This window comes from Paraburkholderia sp. 32, assembly GCF_050435345.1.
GTDB classification, from domain to species: Bacteria; Pseudomonadota; Gammaproteobacteria; order Burkholderiales; family Burkholderiaceae; genus Paraburkholderia; species Paraburkholderia tuberum.
This window is the reverse complement of sequence record NZ_JBNDKD010000001.1, coordinates 1484952-1508200: the sequence shown is the minus strand read 5'-3', so window position 1 is coordinate 1508200 and position 23249 is coordinate 1484952. Positions and strand designations below refer to the sequence as shown.

At 63.0% G+C, this 23249-nt stretch carries 17 protein-coding genes and 1 pseudogene; 6 read left to right on the top strand and 12 right to left on the bottom strand.

Annotated elements, in window-relative coordinates; all coding sequences use genetic code 11:
* Positions 1-12 precede the first annotated feature (12 nt).
* Positions 13-1116, top strand: a complete 1104-nt coding sequence (locus tag OKW26_RS07135; RefSeq protein ID WP_429353103.1) for an HAD family hydrolase — start codon at positions 13-15, stop codon at positions 1114-1116.
* Between the two features lie 91 nt (positions 1117-1207).
* Positions 1208-2494 (top strand): anaerobic sulfatase maturase, encoded by a 1287-nt coding sequence (locus OKW26_RS07130; RefSeq protein WP_429353102.1) that lies wholly within the window; start codon positions 1208-1210, stop codon positions 2492-2494.
* Positions 2495-2669: 175 nt separating this feature from the next.
* Here the strand turns inward: OKW26_RS07130 and OKW26_RS07125 are convergent.
* A protein-coding gene (locus tag OKW26_RS07125; RefSeq protein WP_429353101.1) for an IS3 family transposase occupies positions 2670-4237 on the bottom strand; the annotation gives its coding sequence in 2 pieces (ribosomal slippage) (positions 2670-3799 and positions 3799-4237; 1569 coding nt in all).
* A gap of 155 nt (positions 4238-4392) precedes the next feature.
* Here OKW26_RS07125 and OKW26_RS07120 point away from each other — a divergent pair.
* Positions 4393-5010: pseudogene (locus tag OKW26_RS07120) on the top strand (DUF72 domain-containing protein); the annotation flags it as partial.
* Positions 5011-5816: 806 nt separating this feature from the next.
* Here OKW26_RS07120 and OKW26_RS07115 read toward each other — a convergent pair.
* The 7 genes from OKW26_RS07115 to OKW26_RS07085 all read right to left on the bottom strand — a co-directional run bounded on the left by OKW26_RS07115 (position 5817) and on the right by OKW26_RS07085 (position 15964).
* A complete protein-coding gene (locus OKW26_RS07115) occupies positions 5817-6494 on the bottom strand; it encodes a M35 family metallo-endopeptidase (protein ID WP_429353100.1) in 678 nt (225 codons plus the stop codon).
* Positions 6495-6568: 74 nt separating this feature from the next.
* Positions 6569-7591 (bottom strand): IS30 family transposase, encoded by a 1023-nt coding sequence (locus tag OKW26_RS07110; protein ID WP_429352295.1) that lies wholly within the window; start codon positions 7589-7591, stop codon positions 6569-6571.
* Between the two features lie 45 nt (positions 7592-7636).
* Positions 7637-8044 (bottom strand): hypothetical protein, encoded by a 408-nt coding sequence (locus tag OKW26_RS07105; RefSeq protein ID WP_429353099.1) that lies wholly within the window; start codon positions 8042-8044, stop codon positions 7637-7639.
* A gap of 464 nt (positions 8045-8508) precedes the next feature.
* Positions 8509-8748, bottom strand: coding sequence for a hypothetical protein (locus tag OKW26_RS07100; protein WP_184063464.1), 240 nt, complete (start codon positions 8746-8748; stop codon positions 8509-8511).
* 183 nt (positions 8749-8931) lie between these two features.
* Positions 8932-9822 carry a transglutaminase family protein gene (locus tag OKW26_RS07095; protein ID WP_429353098.1) on the bottom strand — a complete coding sequence of 297 codons (891 nt, stop codon included), beginning with the start codon at positions 9820-9822 and terminating at the stop codon, positions 8932-8934.
* A complete protein-coding gene (locus OKW26_RS07090) occupies positions 9819-12449 on the bottom strand; it encodes a circularly permuted type 2 ATP-grasp protein (protein WP_429353097.1) in 2631 nt (876 codons plus the stop codon). Before OKW26_RS07090 ends, OKW26_RS07095 begins: the two co-directional genes overlap by 4 nt.
* A 29-nt stretch (positions 12450-12478) precedes the next feature.
* Positions 12479-15964 carry a DUF2126 domain-containing protein gene (locus tag OKW26_RS07085; RefSeq protein ID WP_429353096.1) on the bottom strand — a complete coding sequence of 1162 codons (3486 nt, stop codon included), beginning with the start codon at positions 15962-15964 and terminating at the stop codon, positions 12479-12481.
* 324 nt (positions 15965-16288) lie between these two features.
* On the opposite strand from OKW26_RS07085, the gene OKW26_RS07080 reads away from it, so the two are divergent.
* Entirely contained in the window at positions 16289-17386 is a 1098-nt protein-coding gene (locus OKW26_RS07080) for a zinc-binding metallopeptidase family protein (protein ID WP_429353095.1), read from the top strand.
* A 118-nt stretch (positions 17387-17504) separates the two neighbouring features.
* Here OKW26_RS07080 and OKW26_RS07075 read toward each other — a convergent pair whose 3' ends face one another.
* The 3 genes from OKW26_RS07075 to OKW26_RS07065 form a co-directional block, all read right to left on the bottom strand.
* A complete protein-coding gene (locus OKW26_RS07075) occupies positions 17505-18809 on the bottom strand; it encodes a DUF3443 domain-containing protein (protein ID WP_429353094.1) in 1305 nt (434 codons plus the stop codon).
* Positions 18810-18820: 11 nt separating this feature from the next.
* Positions 18821-19270 (bottom strand): DUF2844 domain-containing protein, encoded by a 450-nt coding sequence (locus OKW26_RS07070; protein ID WP_429354188.1) that lies wholly within the window; start codon positions 19268-19270, stop codon positions 18821-18823.
* Positions 19271-19789: 519 nt separating this feature from the next.
* Positions 19790-20215: a phasin family protein gene (locus tag OKW26_RS07065; RefSeq protein WP_184063446.1), complete on the bottom strand. Its 426-nt coding sequence runs from the start codon at positions 20213-20215 to the stop codon at positions 19790-19792.
* Positions 20216-20590: 375 nt separating this feature from the next.
* Between OKW26_RS07065 and OKW26_RS07060 the strand changes: the two genes are divergently transcribed.
* Together OKW26_RS07060 and OKW26_RS07055 are read left to right on the top strand one after the other, a co-directional pair.
* Positions 20591-21043 (top strand): hypothetical protein, encoded by a 453-nt coding sequence (locus OKW26_RS07060; protein WP_184046564.1) that lies wholly within the window; start codon positions 20591-20593, stop codon positions 21041-21043.
* Positions 21044-21620: 577 nt separating this feature from the next.
* Positions 21621-22412 (top strand): DUF4410 domain-containing protein, encoded by a 792-nt coding sequence (locus tag OKW26_RS07055; RefSeq protein ID WP_429353093.1) that lies wholly within the window; start codon positions 21621-21623, stop codon positions 22410-22412.
* A gap of 112 nt (positions 22413-22524) precedes the next feature.
* On the opposite strand, the gene OKW26_RS07050 is transcribed toward OKW26_RS07055, so the two are convergent.
* Positions 22525-22956: a response regulator gene (locus tag OKW26_RS07050; protein WP_429353092.1), complete on the bottom strand. Its 432-nt coding sequence runs from the start codon at positions 22954-22956 to the stop codon at positions 22525-22527.
* Between the last annotated feature and the right edge of the window lie 293 nt (positions 22957-23249).

Here is a 23249-nt window from a genome sequence, read left to right as displayed (position 1 = left end):
CTGAGGATAACAATGCGTATCATCGAACATCGCACGTGGTCACGGCATGCGTCGCGTCATCTGGCGGGATTGATCTTATGCGCATGCGCGGCGATGAGCGCGTGTGTCAGCCACGAAGCGCCGTCAGCGGATTCTGCGATGGCGCACGCACAGCAGCAGGCGCTTTCAAGAGAGCTATCGACGAAAGCATTGCCTTCGTGGCAGGACGGCGCTGCTCGGGATGCCATTTTGAAGTTCATCGCCGACGTGACGCGCAAAGGTTCGGCAACCTACGTGGCGCCAGAAGCACGAATCGCGGTCTTTGATAACGACGGCACGCTCTGGAGCGAGCAGCCTATGCCTTTCCAGTTGTCGTTCATGATCGAGCAGGTGAAGGCCGCCGCGCCACGACACCCCGAGTGGAAAAACAATCCAGCATTCAAGGCACTTGTCGTGCACGACACGGCTGCGCTCGCGCAGAACCGGAAGGCGCTCCTGAAGATTATCGGTGTGGCCAATAGCGGCATGACGACTGACGAATACGACCAGTCCATCCGTACATGGCTGGCCAGTGCGAAACACCCGACGCTGAACCGTTCCTATACCGAACTCGTCTATGGGCCGCAACTCGAACTGCTCGATTTACTGCGGACGAACGGCTTTAAGATCTGGATCGTTTCGGGCGGTACGGCGGAGTTCATGCGCGTGTGGGTGACCGGAGCGTACGGCGTGCCGCCTGAACAGGTGGTAGGCACCGAAGAGAAGCTGAAGTATGAAGTCCATGACGGCAAACCCGTGCTGATACGTCAACCAGGCTTTGATTTTGTCGACGACGGACCGGGTAAACCTGTCGGCATTTTTCGCGCGATTGGCAAGCGTCCGATCCTCGCAGTCGGCAATTCCGATGGCGATCGGGAAATGCTCGAATACACAGCGAGCGGGCCCGGCGAAACGCTTGCACTGCTGGTGCATCATGACGACCCCGAGCGCGAGTTCGCCTACGACCGCCAATCTTCAATGGCACGGCTCGACAAGGCGTGGAACCAGGCCGTTGCGCGCGGCTGGGTTGTTGTCAGTATGAAGCGGGATTGGAAGACGGTGTACGCCCCGCTTCGAGGACAGCGATCGTCGCAATGACCGACCTTACCGATTCGCGTTGTATTTACCGCTGACTGCCTGCGGCCACGATGCGCACACACTGCCCGAAGTTGATCTCTGGAGCCAACCCATGCAGAACAGCCATGACGCGAACGCTGAACAGCCAGTGATCTTCTACCCGGCGCGATCGTCTGAAGCGGAGCCGGCCGTACCCGAGCAGAAAGGACGCTTTCATGCGATGGCCAAGCCCATTGGCTCGACCTGCAATATCGATTGCACGTATTGCTACTACCTGCACAAGGAGCACCTGCTTAACCAGCATCGTGGTCGCCGAATGGAACCGTCCATGCTGGAGCGCTATATCCGGCAGTACATCGAAGCGCAGAACGGCGACGAGATCATATTTTCATGGCAGGGCGGTGAGCCGACCATGCTCGGCATTGCGTTCTTTCATGACATCGTGGAGATTCAGAAGCGGCATACCCCCGCGAACCGCCGGATCTCGAATGACCTTCAGACCAACGCGACCTTGCTCAACGACGAATGGTGCGAGTTCCTCAAGGAGAATAACTTCCTGGTCGGCGTGAGTATCGACGGGCCGCGTGAATTGCACGATGCTTTCCGATTGGACCGGAAAGGACAGCCGACTTTCGATAATGTGATGCATGGGATCGGTCTGCTAAAAAAGCATGGGCTAAGATTCAATACGCTCACCGTCGTCAACCGTCTTAATGCGAAGCGGCCCGTGGATGTCTACCGATTTTTGCGTAACGAAATCGATTCGACCTACATCCAGTTTATTCCCTGTGTCGAACCGAACAATTTCCATAGCGTCGCACCACAGCATTGGCCAGCAGAGTCGATGCCGATGCTGGGAAGCGCAGCGGCAAAGCCGGGGCAACCAGACTCTGTCGTGACCGAGTGGTCAGTCGATCCCGACGATTGGGGCTACTTCCTTTCGCGAACCTTCGACGAGTGGTATAGAAAGGATGCGGGCCGTGTTCTGGTGAACCTGTTCGAGACGGCCGTCGTACAGACCTTGGGCAGGCCCGCGCAAACCTGCGTGACCGCCCAGTTTTGCGGTAAGGCACTGGCGATCGAGCACGACGGTGAAGTCTACTCATGCGACCACTACGTCTACCCTGCCTACTCGCTGGGGAACATCCGCGAGAGACACCTGGGTGAGATGGCTTTTTCAGCGGACCAGCAGAACTTCGGCTATGCAAAACGAAATGCTCTCCCTGCGTTTTGTCGACAGTGCAAGTATCTGAATCTGTGCTGGGGCGAGTGTCCGAAGAATCGCTTTGTGCGGAGCCCGGACGGTGAACCTGGCTTGAACTATCTCTGTTCAGGGATTCGCCGGTTTTTCGACCATGCGGGCCCGGCCCTCAGGCAGTTGGCGAAACAATCCGCGTGATCGTCGCACGTCTGCACTTGAGCAGCAAGGGCGAGCCTTTGATCACGTAGAGCCCCTATCCCAAAGGGTGTCGACGAGAGATTGCGATGCGGCGTCGCGCGACCCTGAATCATCGTGATGGGACGTGCGATTTCTGTGTGCGAACCGGCGCGCGTCAAGCAAGTTGTCGCCTCACTCATGCAGCCAGAGGCTGTTTATTTGCGCTGATCGACGCCATCTCGACGACTGAGTCGCGTTCGGGGTTAAGCGTCACGGCACCAACCGGTGTCCAGTTGCGCGTGTGGCGCGACCAGCGGGCCGGATTGCGCTCGCGGGCCCTCTCGTACAGTGCATGCCGAGCGGCGAGAAGCGCACGATCGTCACCGGCGTGACGCTGCGCAGGCGTCACGTAGCGGATGCCACTATGACGATGCTCGAAGTTGTACCACTGCACGAAGCCGGCAGCCCAGGTGCGAGCAGCGTTCAGGTCCTCGAAGCCTGTGACTGGAAACTCCGGCCGGTACTTCGCGGTTCGGAACAGCGCCTCGGCATAGGCGTTGTCGTCGCTGACCCGGGGGCGCGAGTACGACGGCTTGATGCCCAGCCAGTGCAGCATCGCCAGCACGGTAGTGGCCTTCAGCGTCGCCCCGTTATCGCCGTGCAGCACCGGCCGGGCCTCAAGGGCGGCAATGCCTTCGGAGAGCGCCGTACGACGTACGAGATGAGCAGCGTGTTCGGCCGCGTCGCTGTCGTGCACCTCCCAGCCGACAATCTTGCGGCTGTACAGGTCCAGAATCAGGTACAGGTGGAACCATCGCCCTGTGACCGTTGCCGGCAAATAGGTCATGTCCCAGCACCACACCTGGCGCGGCGCGGTTGCAACGTGCGTGGTCGGCGGCCGGCCGCTCGAAGGAGTTCTGGCACGGCCACGGCGCCTCATCTGCCCATGCTCGCGCAGCACGCGTGCAAAGGTCGATTCGCTGGCGATATACACGCCTTCGTCAGCCAGCATCGGCACGATGCGCGCCGGTGGCATGTCGGCAAAGCGCGGCTCGCTGGCTACGCGCAGCACGTTTTCCCGCTCCTGCGGGCTCAAGGTGTGCGCGGGCAGCAGGCGCATCGCGCCGGGCCTGGCGTCGCCAGTGACGAGCCCTTGATTGGCCCTCCAGCGCTGCAGGGTACGCACGTCGATTCCGGCCACCTCGCAGGCCAGGCGCAACCGTGCGCCAGCCAGTCTTGCCGAATCGATTTCCCGGGCCAGGAACTGGCGATCTTCGAGGCCGATCATTCGTCCTCGCCCTTGTCCGTGTTGAAGATCGCCCCGAGTTTTTTTGAAAGAACCAGCAATGCGGCTGCCTCGGCCAGTGCTTTCTCCTTGCGCCGCAGTTCGCGTTCCAGTTCCTTGATGCGACGCTGGTCCTGCTTCGTCTGCTGTGGACTCGCACGGGCCTCTTCGGGCTCGGCCAGCGCCTGCGTGGCCGCTTGCCGCCACTGCGCCAGTTCCTGCGGATACACGCCATGCTCGCGGCACCACGCATTGCGGGCCGTCTCGTCCATCGCTGCCGTGCTCAACACCGCTTCGAAACGCGCGGCCGCTGTCCATGCCCGCTCGCGAGCGGGCCTGGACAGCGCATCACTGCGCCAGCGCTCCAGCGTCTGCGCGCCCACACCGATCTCTCGCGCAACCTCTTCCACTGATGCGCTCTCCGGCGGCAGCAACCGCGCCACTGCTCTGTCCTTGAATGTCTTTCCGTAACGCGCCAACTTGTTCTCTCTTTATCGCCCCCAGATTCCAATTTTATCCAGGCGACAACCATTGTGACGCGGGGGGGAACCCTGCGGGACTGTTACACGTACTGCGACCGATACGCCGACGGATGCATAGTCGTGCGTGTTCGGGAAGGGGAATCGATTGCGAATTCCGGCTCTCCACCGGCCACCAGACCGAGCCCATGTTTTTCCCGAAGGATCTGCAGGCCGAATTGCCGAACACCGGCAAGAAGAATCTCTATTACAAGGATGTACCGCCGCCAGTTATCGAGGAACTGTGGGCGCGCTTCTTTGCGGCCCTGCAGCCACTGCACGTGGGGGGCAAACTCGGCGCGGTGCTATTCCAGTTTCCGCACTGGATAACCGCAGTACCGAAAGCGATGAGGCACGTCGAGCACTGCGCCGAGCGCATGCACCCGTTTGTGACCGCGTTCGAATTTCGGCACGAGAGCTGGTTCAGCGAGAAGCACCGCGAGTCAACGCTTGCGATGGAGCGTGAACGCGGGATCGTTCACGTGATTCTGGATGCGCCGGAAGGCATGACGAAGCGCGCGCACTCAGTTTGGGAAGCGACGTCGCCCGAACTCGCGATCGTACGGCTGCATGGCCGCGACGCGTCGACATGGAGCGGCGCCGAGTCGGCGGCGGAACGGTTCAACCATGACGATAGCGACGACGAGCTTCGCGAACTCGCGCCACCGATTGAGGACATTGCGGGGCGCACGGCGCGCACACACGTCCTGTTCAACAACTGCTATCGCGATATCGAAGCTGCCGAGCCGGTGATCGGCGACGTAACCATCAATCACGAACAGCCCGCGCAATACAAGCGCACCAGCAAGGTGGCGAGCTTCCAGCAATCCGGCTCGGCAGATGCGCAACCGCTGCCGCCGCTGCACGATGTTGAACTGAGCTGGATGGGTCCTAACGGCTTCGTGCTGACCGGCATCGAGTTCATCGGTGATATCGCCTATGCTCGGTCGTGGTGGTGCCCGGCCGCTGCATGCCTCGGCGCGCGATCTGTGATTCTGTTTCACGCTGGAATGAAAAGGCCCCGCCGAGGCCGGGCCCTATTCGTGTGCTTACGGGTTGATAACCTTGGTGCGTGGGGTCACTCTTGGATCGTTGCACATCCATGCGCAGCTACCTTTACAGATCGGATGCAACTCAACTTCGATCTGGCGGACAGCTAGTTCACCGTCAGCCCGCTTCACCACGAACCCATCCGTAAGAGTTTTCGGCACGATATAGATATTCTCACTTCTGATACCGAGCTTCCTCAAATACGCTTGCACGTTTGCCCCGCGGCGCTCCTGCAAAACGTCAAGATCGTGCTCGCCAATATATGCTCCGGCCATCACAATCGCCTGAATCTGCACGTCAGGCCACTTCTTTGCCTCTTCCACCGCCTCTGCGATTGCGCGCCGATTTTCCTTTGAAAGTTCAACCGTGTTGAATGGCAACTCAATAGCCGCTACCTCTCCGATAGTACAAGCAATAACCGGGCGTCCCAAGCAAAACCACACGGCAAGCAATGCCGCGAGAAGGCCACCGCGCAAAATCGGTTGTCTACTCATGGTGCGATATTTACTCCATCGAATGTCGCTATGTAGCCAGCGATGCTGTCCGCGTTGCCAATCGCCTGATGAGGCTTATTTCTCGCGAAGATCATCGCCCCCGCTTCGCTGTCGAGATACATGTGGTCTTGCGAATTAAAAGTGTCTGTGAAGTGCGTACATTCGTGGATTATCGTCTTGACCTTGCATATTCCCCACAACTGGGCAAATGGACTTTCACAAAACTTCGAGTAAATAGCGATAACCCGTTTTTCCGAATCTGGTTTGCAGACTGCGGCGTGATTGACGCCCGAATCCGGCGTGACCGCACACGACAGGTGCCTGTTTGTTTCACTGTCCCATCGCACAATCCTTTCTGGCTCAAGTTGCTGCATCGCTGCAAGCAATCTCGGAAGCCCTTCGCTAAGTACCCTCTTTGCATGTACGTCCGCACTTGCAAAGAAGTTCGTCAGCCGGTCCTGCTCTTTCGTGTCCCAACGTGCAAGGCCCTCAATGCGTTTTTTGATTAACTCGACGCCGATATCGCGTGCCCGCATAGCCTGTCTGCGAAACTCCTTGTTGGTCATGTTCGGGCAGATAGAGGTCGTGTTGATCGTGACGTCCCTATTTGAACCAGGAGTCGTGTTTGTAAAAGCAGTGTCATCGAGTGTTACCCATTCGGTGTTGTCGTTCACTTTGCTAACGCTCCACTTCAATCGTAAGAAACTTGAAACCCTGCGTTGTAACGCGAGAAGGGCAGTCTCAAGAGTCAAGTGCAACGTTTAGCTAATCCAGCCTTCTCTAACTCTTTAGCCATTGCTTCCTCGGGGGAGTCCCAGCCGAGCGTCTGGCGAGGCCGCCCGTTGAGCAATTTGGCGATGTCATTGAGTTGGGTCTGCGAGAGCGTCGAAAGGTCTGTGCCCTTTGGCAGAAACTGACGCAGCAAGCCGTTGGTGTTCTCATTGCTGCCGCGCTGCCAGGGCGCATGCGGATCAGCAAACCAGATATCGATATTGAGCCGCCTGGAGAGCTCGACATGGCAGGCCATTTCCGTTCCCCGATCGTAGGTCAGGCTCTCGCGAAGAAAGGCCGGCAACTTCTTCATTTGCCGCGAGAAGCCTTCCAGCGCATTCCTGGCCGTACAGCCATCCATGCGGCACAGAATCACGAAGCGCGTCTTGCGTTCGACCAGCGTGCCCACGGCGGAACGATTAAACGCACCCTTGATGAAGTCGCCCTCCCAGTGCCCCGGCAACAGCCGTTGCTCGATCTGCTCGGGGCGATATTGGATGCGCAAATCCTCGGGAACATAGCTGCCGCCAGCAAGCGTCGTGCGCCGATTTCCGCGCGCCGGTTTTTCTTGGCGCAAGGCTGCGATCATGGCTGGTTTCAGCGAGCCACGTGCATAGGTGTAAATGGCAGCATAGACCGTCTCGTGGCTGACGTGCTGACTTGGGTCGTCTGGATACATGGCCCGCAGTTTGGCAGCGATTTGCTGCGGCGACCAGCGCCAGTAGACCAGGTGATCATGCACATGCCGATAAAGCGCGCTGCCTTCGATCAACTTGCGCGGCCGTACGCAGCGCCGACGACGCAGCCGATAGGCCGAGGCCGCCTGCGTCGCACAGTAGCGCGGCGCGTCCACGCTGCAATTACGCGCCAGTTCGCGCGACACCGTCGAAGCGCTGCGCCCCAGCAGCCCCGCAATAGTTCTTATGCTGCCGCCCTTTTGATGTTCGATCATGATCGCCGCGCGTTCTTCCGCACTCAAATGCTTGTAGTTCTTCTTCATCGCAACACCCTACCTCATTCAAGGTGTTGCACTTGGAACTAGAGACTAAGAAGTCTGCCCGGCTGCGTTTGTCTTGCCGCCACAGATTTCTTTGCCTTCGGCGAGAATCCGGTATCGCACATCTGGTACAGGGTTGCCGTTGTAATCCCTGATCGTGAACCGTTCATCGAACGGGCCTGCAGGTCGATTGCGACAGAGGCACCCCTCGCCTTGCCCTAACGCCTGCCTCATGTCGTAACCGGATGGGAGAGCCCTGATCGCATTAATCGGAATCCGCTCCCCGGATTTAGGATTCGTCGTCATTGCACGAGGCATATCAGGCCACTCTTTGTATATCTTGAATGTAATACGGCAATCAAGACATTCCCGGTTATCTGATCCCTCGAACATATCCGCAAAGCGAGCCTTCATTTCTGCAATGATCGCCTCTGCGGAGCGCATCCTTTCATACATTGGACCCTCCCATAGGTTAATTCGCGCTCTCAGACCATCAGACCATTGAGCACGCGTAAGAGCACCATCAGTTACCCTCCACGTTATGGTTCAGATCGAATACAACTGAAGCCTATCCCGCGGGAAAAATTCGCCGGATTCGACATTCAGACCCATTGCAGACGGTATTGGCGTGAAGTTTAAGTAGACTAAATAGGTGATACGGCAAAGCAGGCATTCTTCCTTGCCCACGGCACCATCCTGTTTCAGTTTTCCCACTAGACCTCTTCTGTTTTCCAGAAAAACATCTATCGAATAAACCATTTAAACGGGTCACCGTCAATGACTTTAATTCGAGATAATCCGGTTTTGACAGATATTCACAATTGCTCTGGCCATCTCATTTTCAGGTGCAGTTTTCCAATATCACCGTCCAACAAAAAAAGCGGCATTGAGCCGCTTTTACCGTAAGTGACCGACGCCGGTCAGTGCTTTGCCCATGAAGCGTCCATAGCCGCCAGTTTCCCGTTCGCGCCCTGCGCAGGGTCAGCGAGAAGCGCTGCCGCGTCCGCCGGTGTCAGTTGGCGGTTAGGAAGCCGCTTGGCGTCGAGCGCAAGCACGGTGAACAGTTCCTGATCGGTGCGATTGGTCGCGTGGTAGTTCTCGCCGATCTGGATCATGAACTCCAGCAGGTTGCGGCGTTCGTGTCTTTCCTCGACAGTCACAGCAGGACTTCTAGCGGAGCCTGAATTGCGCGAGAAGGCCAATAGTCGTAGCTGGTCGATGAGCGTTCCGGGCCACAGACAGTCAACGCGATTCGGCTTTATTCGCGTTCTGCTCGGCAATGAGTTGCGGGGCGAATAGTTGGCCGACCTCGGTCCAATACCGGCACCGAACCGCGCCCGCAATCACAACTCCAGCACCGTCACCCCGACTTCCATCCGATGCGCGCCGCCGCCAAGAATCGTCCCGCGAAGCAGTGACACGTCGCTGTAATCGCGCCCGATCGCGAGCGTCACATGATCCAGATCGGCGAGCACGTCATTGGTCGGATCGAGATCGATCCAGCCGCTGGCCGGACAATGCACCGATACCCAAGCGTGCGAAGCATCCGCGCCAATCAGGCGCGGGTGTCCCGGCGGCGGATCGTTGCGCAGATAGCCGCTGACGTAGCGGGCGGGCAAGCCAAGCGAGCGCAGACAGCCGATCATCACCTGAGCGAAATCCTGACACACGCCGCTCTTCAGCTCAAACGCGCGTTCGGCCGGCGTGTCGAACAGCGTCGCCGACGGCTTGTACGCGAAGTCCTCGTGAATCCGATGCATCAGATCGATCGCGCCCGCGACGAGCGGCCGGCCGGGCGTGAAGCTCGGCAACGCATACGCGCGCAGCGACGGCCGCAGCGCAATATTCGGCGAAGCGAAGCAGTACTCCGCCTCGGCACGGAACGCGCCGCCTAGGCGAAACCGCAGCGCCTCGGCCACCGTCTCCCAGAGCGGGGTGGCCTCGGCGTCGAGGTTGGTCCAGCGCGGCGTCAGCGCGACCGTGGTTTCGCTGACGAGTTGCAGGCGCTCGTGCGGTGTATCGAGCGCGAAGTACAGCACGTCGTTGCCGAATGCGTCGATGCGGCTATGCTGATACGACGGCTGCGGCTCGATCCGCTCGCTGCGTGAGATCACACGCTGCCACGGACATGCGAGCGGCCGGATCGTCGCCAGATGCTGCGCGGTTTCGACATACGTCGAGTAATGGTAAACAGTGCGATGCGAAACAGACAGCACCGTCGACGCGTTCTTCATGCCCACACCTGCGAGGCAACCGTGGTCGCGTGACTGAAATAGCGCGCGCTGATCTCATGCGCGGCCGCATTGGCGAAGCCGCCGATCTGATCGCACAGCGCAATCAGCTTGCCATACGAGCCCTGTTCGTCGACCTCGCACAGCGATTCGAGCGTCGGCAGCGATTCGACGGGCGGCAGCAACTCCGCGAACGGCCGGTGCCGCACGCTGCCCGCCGCGATGGCGATCTCGTCGAGTTTGTTGCGCAGGCGCTCGTACACGCCATAAATGCCGCGCGGATTATGCGGTTCGATCACGAGCAGATCGAGCAGCGCCGGTACTTCGAAACGTCCCGGATACAGCGAGCGATACGTGAGCGTGCTGTCGAACATTTGCAGCAGCAGATCGAAGCCGGCCGGCGTCGCGAGCTGTCCGTTCACGGCAACGCCGCGCATGAACGCGGCCATCGTCGCGACGCGCTCGATATGACGTCCGACGAACAGTAGCCGCCACGCCTCATCGCGCGTCATGCGGTCGCCCTGCGCGCCGCTGATCGCCGATAGTTGCACCGACAGATGCTCGAGCGCATTCGCGAGCGTCACGCGGTCGTAGCGATCGAACGCATTGCCGCTGCTCGTGGCACCCGCGCCGCCGTTGCCCGCGCCCACGGCTGGCGACAACACCTGCAACGCGTCCTGAAAGTCGTTGCGCGCCGCGAGGATCATGCGCCAATGATCATTCGACAAACGCCCGCGCACCTCGCCGTTCGCGCGCGCCTGGCAATTGAGGTTCTGGCTGATGCTGACGCTGCCCGCGCTCTCGCCGAGATTCGCGACGAGCGCGCGCTCGAACGTCTGCGGCGACGGCAGCCCGTGCGGCGACGCCAGGTCGCCAGGCTGCACGAGGCCGCACCATGTCGCGAGTTCGACCAGCGTCGCGAACATCGAATCGGCGTCGTTGCCTTCGAGCGAGCCGAGAATCAGCCGCAGCAGACGCACGTTGTTTTCCGCCCGCTCGCCGTAACGGCCCGCCCAGAACAGGTTCTCCGCGGCACGGCTCGATACCGTGCGATGCTTGCGCGTGAGATCGGCGGGCTGCATCGGCGAAGGCAGCAGTGTGAAGGTCGAGCTCGGCTGGCTCGACAGCACCCAGGTATCGACGCTGCTGCCGCCGTGCTGCATCGATACCGTGGTCTGACGCTCCGCGGCCATGCGCGTGAAACCGCCCGGCATCACGTGCCAGCCGCCGTTGACGTCGGCAATCGCATAGACGCGCAGCACCGACGGCCTTCCGCCGATCGTGCCCTCCTCGAAGCGCGGCGTGCAGGAAAAGCGCTGCTCCTGCTGGATCGTGAACGCGTCGGGCAACGCGTCGATGCGCTCGCGCCATGTCGCGAGCGGCTGCCTGCCCCCTTCGATGCCGGGCGGCGTGTCGCGTCCCGCGAGCGGCCAGGTCGGCACGATGAACGCGTCGTCGAGATGCGCGAACGCATGCTCGCGCGCGGCCCGTTCGCCGCACCACCAGGTCGGCACGCCGGGCAGCAGCAGCTCTTCGCCGAGCAACGCTTCGGCGATACCCGGCATGAAACCGTGCAACGCCGGCGACTCGGCGAACCCCGAGCCCGGCACGTTCGACACGATCACATTGCCTGCGCGCATCACCTGCAACAGCCCCGGCACGCCGATCGTCGAATCGGCGCGCAGTTCGATCGGGTCGCAGAATGCGTCGTCGAGACGGCGCAGCACGACGTGCACGCGTTCGAGGCCGGCCAGGGTCTTCAGATAGAGCCGGTCGCCGCGCACGGTCAGATCCTTGCCTTCGACCAGCGTGACGCCGAGATAGCGCGCCAGAAACACATGCTCGAAATAGGTTTCGCTGTACGGCCCAGGCGTGAGCAGCGCGATATGCGGTGACGCGTCGGCGCTTTCCTCGTTGCGCATCGTCGCTTGCGCGGCCTGCACGAGCGTCGCGATCAGTTGCGAATAGAGCGGCGCGAGCCGGCTCACGCGCAGCGAGCGGAACGGCTCCGCGAGGAGCGTCGACACGATCAGGCGGTTTTCGAGCGCGTAGCCGAGACCGGACGGCGCCTCGGTGCGATGCGCGATCACGCTCCACTCGCCGCCCGGCGTACGCGCGAGATCGAGCGCGACGACCTGCAGATACTGACCGCCCGGCGGCGTAAAGCCCTTCACCGAACGCAGATAGCCCGGATGGCCGAACACCAGCGCGGGCGGCAGTCGGCCATCTTCGAGCAGCGTCCGCGGTCCGTAGATGTCGGCAACGATCGCGTTGAGCAGATGCGCGCGCTGCGCGACGCCGCGCTCGAGGTGCGCCCACTCGGCCTCGCTGATCAGGAACGGCAGGAGGTCGAGCGCCCATGGCCGTGACTTGCCGTTGTCCGCGTAGACGTTGTAGCTGATGTCGTTGTCGCGGATCTGCTGCGCGATCGACGCGTGATGGTCCGCGAGCCGCGCCACGCCGTCTTCGTCGAGCAGTGCGAAGAACTGCCGCCACGGCTCGCGCAGCGCGCCCGACTCGTCACGCAGCTCGTCCCAATGTCCGTCATGACCCGGCAGCAATCGCAACAGGGACGAAGCGTCCGCCGGCAGCGCGGACGCCTCGAAGGGCAAAGTCGATTGAAAGGCCAAGGTCGTGTGATGTCAGTGATGCGTGTTTTTCAACTGTGGCGCAGATCGAGTGTGAACGGAAACTCGAGGCTGCGCTGCGGCGTGCCCACGGCGAGCGGCCCCGGCGTATGACCCGACGCGAAGAAACGCGAGCGTCGCCGGCTTTCCGCCTCGTAGGCGTTGACCGGGAAGGTCTGATAGGTGCGCCCGCCCGGATGAGCGACATGATACTGGCATCCGCCGAGCGAGCGGCCGCTCCATGTGTCGACGAGGTCGAACGTGAGCGGCGCGTGTACGCCGATCGTCGGATGCAGCGCCGAGGGCTGCGACCACGCGCGAAAACGCACGCCGGCCACGTACTCGCTGACGCGGCCGGTCGGCTGCAAAGGCACCGGCACGCCGTTGACGCTCAGCACGTGACGATCGCCGTTCAACCCGAGCGCGCGCACCTCGAGCCGCTCGACCGACGAATCGACATAGCGCACCGTGCCGCCGCTGGCGCCCTCCTCGCCCATCACGTGCCATGGTTCGAGCGCATTGCGGATCGTCAGGTCGATGCCGCTCAGCGTCATCTCGCCGACGAGCGGGAAGCGGAATTCGAAGTGCGGCGCGAACCACGCGCTATCGAAGGCGAAGCCGGCTTCGCCGAGCTCGGCGAGCACGTCGTCGACATCCATCTTCACGAAGGTGCCGAGCAGGAAGCGATCGTGCAACTCGGTGCCCCAGCGGGTGAGCCGCTGCGTGTACGGCATGCGCCAGAATCGCGCGACCAGTGCGCGCAGCAGCAGTTGCTGCACGAGACTCATGCGCGCGTGCGGCGGCATCTCGAAGCCGCGCAGCTCCAGCAGGCCGAGGCGGCCGGTCGGGCCGTCGGGCGAATACAGCTTGTCGATGCAGAACTCGGCGCGGTGCGTGTTGCCGGTCACGTCGATCAGGATGTTGCGCAGCGCGCGGTCGATCATCCACGGCGGCAGGTTGCCGCTGTCGCGGCCGCCGAGCAGATCGACCTGGCGTTGCAGTTCGGAGAACGCGATCTCGAGTTCGTAGACCTGATCGTTGCGCGCTTCGTCGACGCGCGGTGCCTGGCTCGTCGGTCCGATGAACAGCCCCGAGAACAGATACGACAGCGACGGATGGTTGTGCCAGTACGCGATCAGGCTCGCGAGCAGATCGGGCCGGCGCAGGAACGGGCTGTCGGCCGGCGTAGCGCCGCCGAGCACGAAGTGATTGCCGCCGCCGGTGCCAGTGTGGCGCCCGTCGAGCATGAACTTCTCGCTGCTCAGATAGCTGTGCGCGGCCGACTGATAAAGGTACTCGGTGTGATCGACGAGCTCGTCCCAGTTCGCGGCCGGATGAATGTTGACTTCGATCACGCCGGGGTCCGGTGTCACCTGCAGCACTTTCAGACGCGGATCGCGCGGCGGCGGATAGCCTTCGAGCACGATCTGCATCTTCAGCTCCGCGGCGGTCGCTTCGACTGCGGCGAGCAGGTCGAGATAGTCGTCGAGATCGGTCAGCGGCGGCATGAATACGTGCAGCAGCGTACGGCCGCTGCCGAACGAATCGGCTTCGGCTTCCGGGCCGGCCGCGCGTTTCGGGTCGCGCGCCTCGACGCACACCGCGGTACGCAGCGTGTCCTTCGACGATTCGCCAAGCGCGGGCAGCGATTCGTCATGGCGCTGCGGCGCATACGCGAGCACGCCGCCGTGCGGCATGCCGCTCAGCAGATCGGCCGCCGGCAGCGACAGCGCGGCCGCCTGCCGCGCGCTGGTCTGTTCCTCGGCGATCTGCCGGCCCTCGCGCCCGCCTTCGTACTGCACGCGCAACTGCGCGGCCGTGCGCAGCGGCTGCGGCGGTGCGAACGGATCGTGCGCGTGCTGATACGGATAGTCGGTCTTCGACACCCACGGCAGCGATTCGAGCGGCAGCCGGTAGCCCATCGGCGAATCGCCGGGAATCAGATACATGCGGTCGTCGCGGAAGAACCAGCGGCCCGTGATCCACGTCGGCGTGATGCCCGGCGCGCCGCGCTCGCGGCCGAGCGGCAGCACGTAGCCTGACGGACTCGCGAGCCCCGCGTCGAACACGCGCCGCAGTCGCACGCGTTCGAGCTCGTCGTCCAGACGCGCGTCGAACGGATCGACGTTCACCGGCAGGCGGCGCTCGCGCCACAGGTAGTACCAGGTGTCTTCGTAGCCGGGCTGGATGCAGTCGGGGTCGAGCGACAGCTTCGCGGCCAGATGCGCGATGAAGCGTTGCGCGTCGGCGGCCGTGTAGCGGCCCGGCTCGCGTTCGTCGGCGAACAGGGCCGGGTTGTGCCAGCACGGCTCGCCGTCGGCGCGCCAGTACAGCGACATCGCCCAGCGCGGCAGTTGCTCGCCCGGATACCACTTGCCCTGGCCGGTATGCAGAAAGCCATTCGCGCCGTAGCGCTCGCGCAGCCGGTCCACCAGCGCGACCGCGTAGCCGCGCTTGGTGGGTCCAAGCGCGTCGGTGTTCCATTCGGCGGCGTCGCGATCGCGCACCGATACGAAGGTCGGCTCGCCGCCCATCGTCAGTCGCACGTCCATGTCGGCGAGTTCGTAGTCGACCCGCGCGCCCATCTTCAGCACGTCGTGCCACGCGGCTTCGCTATACGGCTTCGTGACGCGCGGCGACTCGAGCACGCGTTCGATCGACATCGTGTGTCCGAACTCGACCTCGCTTTCGTCGACCGCACCCGAGATCGGCGCCGCGCTGCCCGGCTCCGGCGTGCACGCGACCGGTATGTGCCCTTCCCCCGCGAGCAGCCCCGAGGTCGGATCGAGCCCGATCCAGCCCGCCCCTGGCAGGTAGACCTCGCACCACGCGTGCAGGTCGGTGAAGTCGACCTCGGTGCCGCTCGGGCCGTCGATCGATCTGACGTCGGGCGCGAGCTGCAGCAGATAGCCCGACACGAAGCGCGCCGCGAAGCCGAGTTGCCGCAGCGTCTCGACGAGCAGCCAGCCCGAATCGCGGCACGAGCCCGCCGCATTGGTCAAGGTTTCCTCCGGCGTCTGCACGCCCGGCTCCATCCGGATCAGGTAGCGGATCTCGCGTTGCAGCCGCTGGTTCAGCGCCACCAGGAAGTTCGCGGTGCCGGCCGGCGTGCGGTCGATGCTCGCGACGAACTCGGCGAAGCGCGGCGTCATCGGCCGCTTCACGCGGTAGGGCGCGAGTTCGACCGCCAGCTCCGGCGCGTAGTCGAATGGAACTTGCTCGGCCGACGGTTCGAGAAAGAAGTCGAACGGGTTGTAGACGGCCATTTCGGCGACCAGATCGACGCTCACCTTGAACTCACGGGTCTGCTCGGGAAACACGAGCCGCGCCTGATAGTTGGCGAACGCGTCCTGCTGCCAGTTGATGAAGTGCCTCGCGGGTTCGACGCGCATCGAGTACGACAGGATCGGCGTACGACAATGCGGCGCGGGCCGCAGCCGCACGACCTGGGGCGACAGCGTGACCAGCCTGTCGTAGCGGTAATGAGTAACGTGATGCAACGCGACGCGTATGGACACTCCGGACTCCTCGACGAAGGGGGCAGCCCGCCAAAAAAGCAAGCTCTATGCCGTTGCTGGACAAACCCGTATGAATCGTTTGGTGTTGTCTGAACTGCGTTTGCATTGCGTACCTCGCGCCCTGCCGCGGGCTCGCCTCGGACCGTGCACCAAAGCGGCGCAGCGCCGATGCCCGATCATGACCGTACTGTGCGTTAAAGCGGTGACGTCTTGCAATCGCGGCATGAAGATTGCGACCGGCTTTCGTCCGCTATCGCGTTGATGATGGCGCTTACCATGGCTCATCACCGCAAACGACATAGCACCGATCACGAGGCCCGCCCGATGAAAACCTTCCACTGCAATCGCTGCGCGCACCTCGTGTTCTACGAGAACGTCCGCTGCGAGCGCTGCGAGTCGCTGCTCGGCTATCTGCCTGAACTGCGGGAAATCAGCGCGTTCGCGGACGCCGGCGACGGCCGCTGGCGCAGCCTGCATCCCGAGGCGAATGGCGCGCTGTTCCGACAATGCCACAACTACGCGGTCGAAAACGTCTGCAACTGGATGATCCCAGCCGATTCGCCCGACACGCTGTGCCACGCCTGCCAGTTGACCAGCACGATTCCGAACCTGAGCGAACCGGAGAACCGGCTCTACTGGTACCGGCTCGAAGTCGCGAAGCGGCGTCTGCTGTACACGCTGGGCGAGCTTGGCCTCGACGTGCGATCGCGCGACGCGGACCCCGAGCGCGGTCTCGCCTTCGAGTTTCTCGCCGACGGCGGCGCCGGCAAGCCCGTGATGACCGGTCACGACAACGGGCTGATCACGCTGAACATCGCCGAGGCCGACGACGCGCATCGCGAGAAAGTGCGCACCGCGATGGGCGAGCCGTACCGCACGTTGCTCGGCCACTTCCGCCACGAGACGGGCCACTACTTTTTCCGCCACCTGATCGAAACCGAGCCGCGCTGGCTCGAACCGTTTCGCAAGCTGTTCGGCGACGAGCAGGCCGACTACGGCGAAGCGCTGGACGCCTACTATCGCGACGGCGCGCCGGCCGACTGGCAGGCGTCGTACATCAGCGCTTACGCGACGATGCATCCGTGGGAAGACTGGGCGGAGACATGGGCGCACTATCTGCTGATCGTCGACGTGCTCGACACGTCGACGTCTTACGGCCTCGCGCTGCTGCCCGACGATCCGAGCGAGCCGACGCTGACCGACCGCACGCCGGTCGAGGACGCGAGCTTCGGCAATCTGATGAAGCGCTGGTTTCCGCTCACCTATGCGCTGAACAGTCTGAATCGCAGTCTCGGCATGCCCGACGGCTATCCGTTCACCCTCGCCGCGCCGGTGGTCGACAAGCTGCGCTTTGTGCATCGCGTGATCGCGGCAGCGGGTGACAAGCGCGACAAGGGCCACCGCGAGCCAACCAGTGCATAAAAAAGCCCGCCGCCGGACCAGCCGGCAGCGGGCGCATATGACGCGCATCATCGAGCCGCGAGCAACGGGCTACACGCGCTCGGCTCGCCACTTCAATACGCGACTTCGGTACGCCACTTCAGTACGCCACATAAGGCCCCGTCCCACCCGGCGTCGACTGCTGCTCGATCGCCGCATAGACATTGCGACCGTAGAAGAACGGCAACCCCCAGTCGAACACCGTCGACGTGACGAATGCCGGGCCCGCGAGCAGCGGCAATGCCGAGTCGCCGCTATCAGTCTGCGCGATCGACATCGCATTGCCGACGTTGAACGTCACCGCGCTCGTCGTGCCATTCACGCCTTCGATCATCGCGCTCAACTGCTGCGTCGAGCTCGGGCAGTAATAAGCGCTGTTCGGGCTCGCGCAGGCCGGCATCAAGGTGGTCTGGAAGAAGAGTCCCGTCGAGCCGCTGTCCATAATGCTGCGCGTATACGTGGTGCCGTTCTGCACCGTCGTGAACGTGCCGTTCGACGGGCTCACACCGACCACCTGCGCCCCGCCGAGCGCATTGTTGCTCTGCGTGCCGATGCCGAACACGAGTTGCCCCGACACCGATGGCGCGCCGCCCGACACGGTCGGCAGACTGAGCATCGAGCCGTTGTTGTCGGTCGCGAAGTACGGCACCGGATTGGCGACCTGGTACGTCTGCGCGAGCGGTATCGACGTGCAGTTGGTGCCGCCGCAACCATAGTAGGTCGCGGGGATCGCCTGCTGCACGCAGTTCGCGCCGCAGTCGTGCTTGAACACGCCGATGCCGAGAATGCCGTTCGCCTGCAAGGCGGCCGGCGTGTTGCGCGCCGCGCCGACGGCCGCGCAATCGCCCGGCAGCGACGCGTAGCCCGGATCGATCACCTGGATCGGCAGCGCAGCGGCTTTCTCGCCGGCGATCTGCACATCGGCGAGCTTCACCGCGCCCCACGTGTAGCCGTCGAAGAACTGCATGCATTCGGCAACCAGGTTGCCCGAGCCGTCCTGCTGCTGCGGCAGGCTCATCGACGCGGGCAATTGCGACGCGAACACGCGCACGCCCCACGAGCCGGTATCGACGAGCACGTGATCGATCGTCTGGCAGTTGCTGGTGCCGGGCGCGCAGATCGTGATGCTGACGAACGGCATGTTCGGCACGTTGCTGACGCCCGAGTCGACCGTCACGCGCACCGCGTTGGCGGCCAGCACCTGCGGCGACGGCGACGTGTTGGTCACGGTCGAACCCGACGAGCTGGTCGAGCTGCCCGAACCGTTCGAGTTGCTGGAGGTGCTCGAATTGGCCGTGGTGCTCGCGCTGCCGCCCCCGCCGCCGCCGCACGCGCTCAACAGCAGCGCCAGAACCACGATGGGCGCCGCGCCCAGCAGAGTCATCCACGAAGACCTGGATCGCATGATTCGCTCCGTTATTGAATAACGCTGACGTCGACGCCCGCGGGCACCGCCTGCGGCAGATAGGCGTAGCCGGTGAACGCGCGCAGATGGCCGCTCGAGAACACCACGAGATCACCGTTCGAGACCGCGAGCGGCGCGCCGCGGCGCGCCGCGCTGGCGACCACGTAGGCATCGAAGGACGCGCCGAGCGTCGCCTTCAGATCGGGCAGCGTCGGGCCATCCCACGCGACGCCGAACACGATGCCGTTGGCCGCCACGTATTCGCGCACCTCGGTGCCGGACGGCAGCGTCAGCGCATGCACCGAATACGCGCCCTGCGCGCTGGCCGCGCGAGCAACCGCATGCAGGCGCGTCCGATCGCCGTCGACGGTGCTGGCGTTCTGGCCGAGCGTCGCGTGCGCGCCGAACGGCAACGCGCAGCTTGCCCCGAGCATTGCGCAGGCAATGCGGGTGAGAAGCATCGGTTTCAAGAGATTTCCTTCGAGGTGAAACGCCGCGACCTGCATGTAGCCGATCACAAACGCGAGACTAGGGGCGCACACCTGACCGGCAAAGCCGGTTGCCTTCACGCCGGTTGGGCTGCGTGAATGCGTCTACGGAAAGGCGAGGCGAAACTTTAGTCAGGGGAATGGCGCGCGGCATCGTTTGCGGCGCGATTGAAACTGTTCGGAGTTGTTGAATCGATCGACCGGGTTTGATCAGCGTGGGCAAAAGCCTTTTGGCGACAATGCTTTGACGCTTATTCGGTTTCCGTCTGACATTTAGAACTGACCGACTGCGGAAATTGCGGCCGCCACGCGTAAAAGTTGCGAACGTGAGCAGCGCTTGTTCATCGATGTAAGCGTCTGCTGAATAACGAGCGGGCGGAGTCCGCATTCCTCTGGCTACATGAGGCTTGCAACGCAAATCCCGACGGGCAAAAAAAGCGGAGGGCCTGGCGGCCCTCCGCGTCATAGATCGTCCGGAACTCGCGGCGTGCGCTACTTCTTCTGTTGCTGAAGAAGCGACTTCAACTCCTGCACGTTCTCCTCGACGCGTTTCGCGATCACCCCATACGACTCCGCCTGGGTCTGATACGCAGCTTGTGCGAGCTGTTGCATGTCGGCGAGCGATTTGTGCAGGCTCTGCTGGATCAGCTCCGCGGTTTTGCTCGACGGCGCGGTGCCGGCCGCCGTGAGCTGCGCAGTCAGCGCCTGTAGCTCGCCCAGCGTGGTGCGCAGCATGTCGGCCTGTTTCTGCGCGAGCGACTGCATCCCCTGGAATGCTGTCTGGTTCGCCTGAACCAGCGCTTCCATGTCCTTTCGGCGCGCTTCCATGATGGCGGGCACGTCGAATCCGGGGAGCTTGAACTGCTCCAGCATTTTGGTTAGATCGCCAAACGGATTGGCTGCATCGGGTCGGTCCATGCGAAATCCTCCTTGCGGTTGAAGACTCATCGCCTCTGCGTCGCCCGCACCAGGCGCGACGCCGATGCCGGCGGCTGCGTGTGCCGCGCGTGCCGCCACAGCAAGGTGCTTTTGGGGTCGCACGGCACATCGGAGCAATCATGCGCTATCCGGCTGGGTTGCGCCAGCGGACTCACCCTGGCGAAAACCGGTTCACGGCAACGTGCGTCGCTTCGGGGTCTGCGCCGCAGAGCCGCGCGCCGCTAGGCCGCGCGCCGCGAAAGGCTCGGAAAGTTACTGAATGGCTTTCGTAACCCGACGAATCAGCGGGTCGACTATCGTTGCGAGGAGCCGGTCCATCGTGGCGCCGGCGCTGTTTTCGATGGGAGCGACATCATGAGAAACGCATTCTTCGGCGCGGCCGTGGCCGCGGTTCTTGGCATCATCGCGACGGCCGCGCTCGCCGACGACGGCATGCCGCCGCCCCCGCCCGCCGCTATGCACGACGGCGGCCCGCGCGGCGACGGGCCGCCGGGGCATGGTCCGATGATGGGTCATCCGAGCCCAGCTTTCGCGGTGATCAATGATCTCGAACAACTGCGCCGTCTGTATGCGCTAAACGGTCATGAAGGCGAGATCGTCGCCGTCTACCACGACGTGCTGAACAAGACCCAGGATCCGATGCTGCGTCACTACGTGTACGACTCGCTCGCGCGCGAGCAGCTGAAGCCCGCCAATCCCGAGCAGGCGATCGCGACGCTACGCACGAGTCTCGCCGAAGATCTCGTGGCGGCGAACAAGGCGCCGCATGGCACGCCGCCGGGTCAGCCAGCGGCACAACCGCAATAAATTTTCATCGCGAATTGCGAATAAAGCGCCGCGCCACGCGGCGCTTTTTCTTTGCGCCGGAACATGCGAGCGCGTTCGAGCGACCGCTGCATCGCCGCATCTCGTCCGTGCGCTCCCGCAGCCCCGCCCCGCGCGGCTTTCCGGGACTACGTTGCCTGTCCCACATTGGCGCTTCACTGATGCTTTTCATCTTCCGTCAGGTGATTACGATAGGAGCTCCGCAACGTCAGGGCAGGGTGAAGGAATGCGCTATCCAATGGACATGGCCATTGCCGCCGCCCTGCTAGTTTTCGTCCTGTGCTGCATCGTCAAGCTCGCTTTGAGCTGATCGGCGGCTCGACGTCCGCGCGCTCTTCTTCGTCTCGCCGTGACATCGCTCGAAATAATTGTTGAATGGAGTTCGGCGAGCCGCTCACCCATACTTCGTTCGCTGCCGGTGCGTGACGAATCACAGACGCATGAGATCGAAAGGCTTCACGTGCGAATCCCTTCGCCGACGATCGACGATCCCACGGTTGCCCGATCATCGGCGATGGACTCGAACAGACTGGCACCGCGTGCCGACCACAGGATCATCATGTTGACTTCAGTGAACTTCATCAAAAAGAACGCCGCCCGTTTCACCTGCATGGCATTCGTGTGCGGCGGCGCGCTGCTGAGCGGCTGCGCCGGCGCCAGCGTCACGAATCTGAGCGCGACGAGCACGTCCGCGACGGCCGACGCAGGCACGCAATCGACGATGCATCCGGACACGATCTACGTCTACACGTTCGATGCCGATCCGCAGCAGGTCAAGCTCGACAACGGCGGCATGCTGCAAAAACTGAAGACGCAGATGTCGGGCTCGTCGGACGCGCAGAAGCAGGTTGCCGATGCCGCCAAGGTGCGCGAGCAGGTCGCCGACGAGATCGTCCATCAGCTGCAGGCGATGGGTCTGCACGCGGTGCGCACCGACGCGCCGGCGCCCGCCGGCCAGAACGTGCTGCTCGTGCAAGGCAGCTTCGAGACGATCGACGCCGGCAATCGCCGCCGCCGCACGCTGATCGGTTTGGGCGCGGGCAAGAGCGAGGTGAGCAGCGCGGTGCGGATCGTCTACCAGCCCGCGGGCGGCACGCCGCGTGTCGTGCAGAGCTTCACGGCCAACGCGGACAGCGGCAAGATGCCCGGCATGGTCGAAACCGCCGGGGTCGGCGCGGCGGCCGGCACCGTCGCGACCGCGGCAGCGGCCGGCGCGGGCCTGCACGGCGTGACCGAAACGAAGCGCGCGGGCGTGTCGGACGATGCAAAGCGCCTCGCCGATGCAGTCGCGAAACAGATCGCGCAGTTCGGCGTGCAAGCCGGCTGGATGCAGACCGCGCGAAAGAGCTGAGCGGTTGAGCGCGGCGGGTTGCGGGTCCGACTAAAGAGCGCGGTTGAAAAGCGCGGCGGTGTGGAGCGATGTCCACGCCGCCGCGTTTTTTTATCGACGCGCGCCCCGGTCGCTAGCCGCGCCACAACCCTCGCAGCAGGGCGAGCAGCGTGGCCGGCGCCGTGCCCTTCTGGCAATAACCGTCGAAGTTGTGGCGCTCGCGGCCGGTTTGCCTCACGTGGTCCTCGTCCAGCGACGTAAACGCGACGATGCCGAGACTGTGCGTCGGCAGATAGCGGCGCAGCGCGCTCGCCGTTTCGTAGCCGTCGCGCTCCGGCATCATGATGTCGAGCACGACGACGTCGGGCACCCAGTTGCGCACGCAGTGCAGCGCCGCGGTGCAGCCGGTCGCGGCGCGCGCCTCGACACCCTCGTAGGAAAGCCAGGTGGCAAGCGCTTCGCCGGCGTTCTCGTTGTCGTCGATGACGAGCACGCGCGGCACGCCGTGCAATAGCTGGACCTCTCGGGCGCTCCACCTCTGGCAGGTAGTCGGATTTCGTGGCATGTATGGCGGCCTGCGAGTAAACCTTTGGGTGGGTAGCAAGCGCTGTACCGCGGCTGCGGCGGCGTCAAACCCGCGCGTCGCGGCCGCTCGACGTCATCGAAAACATCCACTTTTGCCATCAGTTCCGTAAATCGTTGCGTCTCTATAATAGGAATGATTCCTATTTGCACTATAATTCCGCCGAACCTTTCGTTCTGCGCTCGGACTGCTTACATAAACGGCATCATCCGCGCGCGCAACCAGGAAAAATGCCGCCCGGATTCCAACTAGCGCCCCGGGACGGAAGATCGACG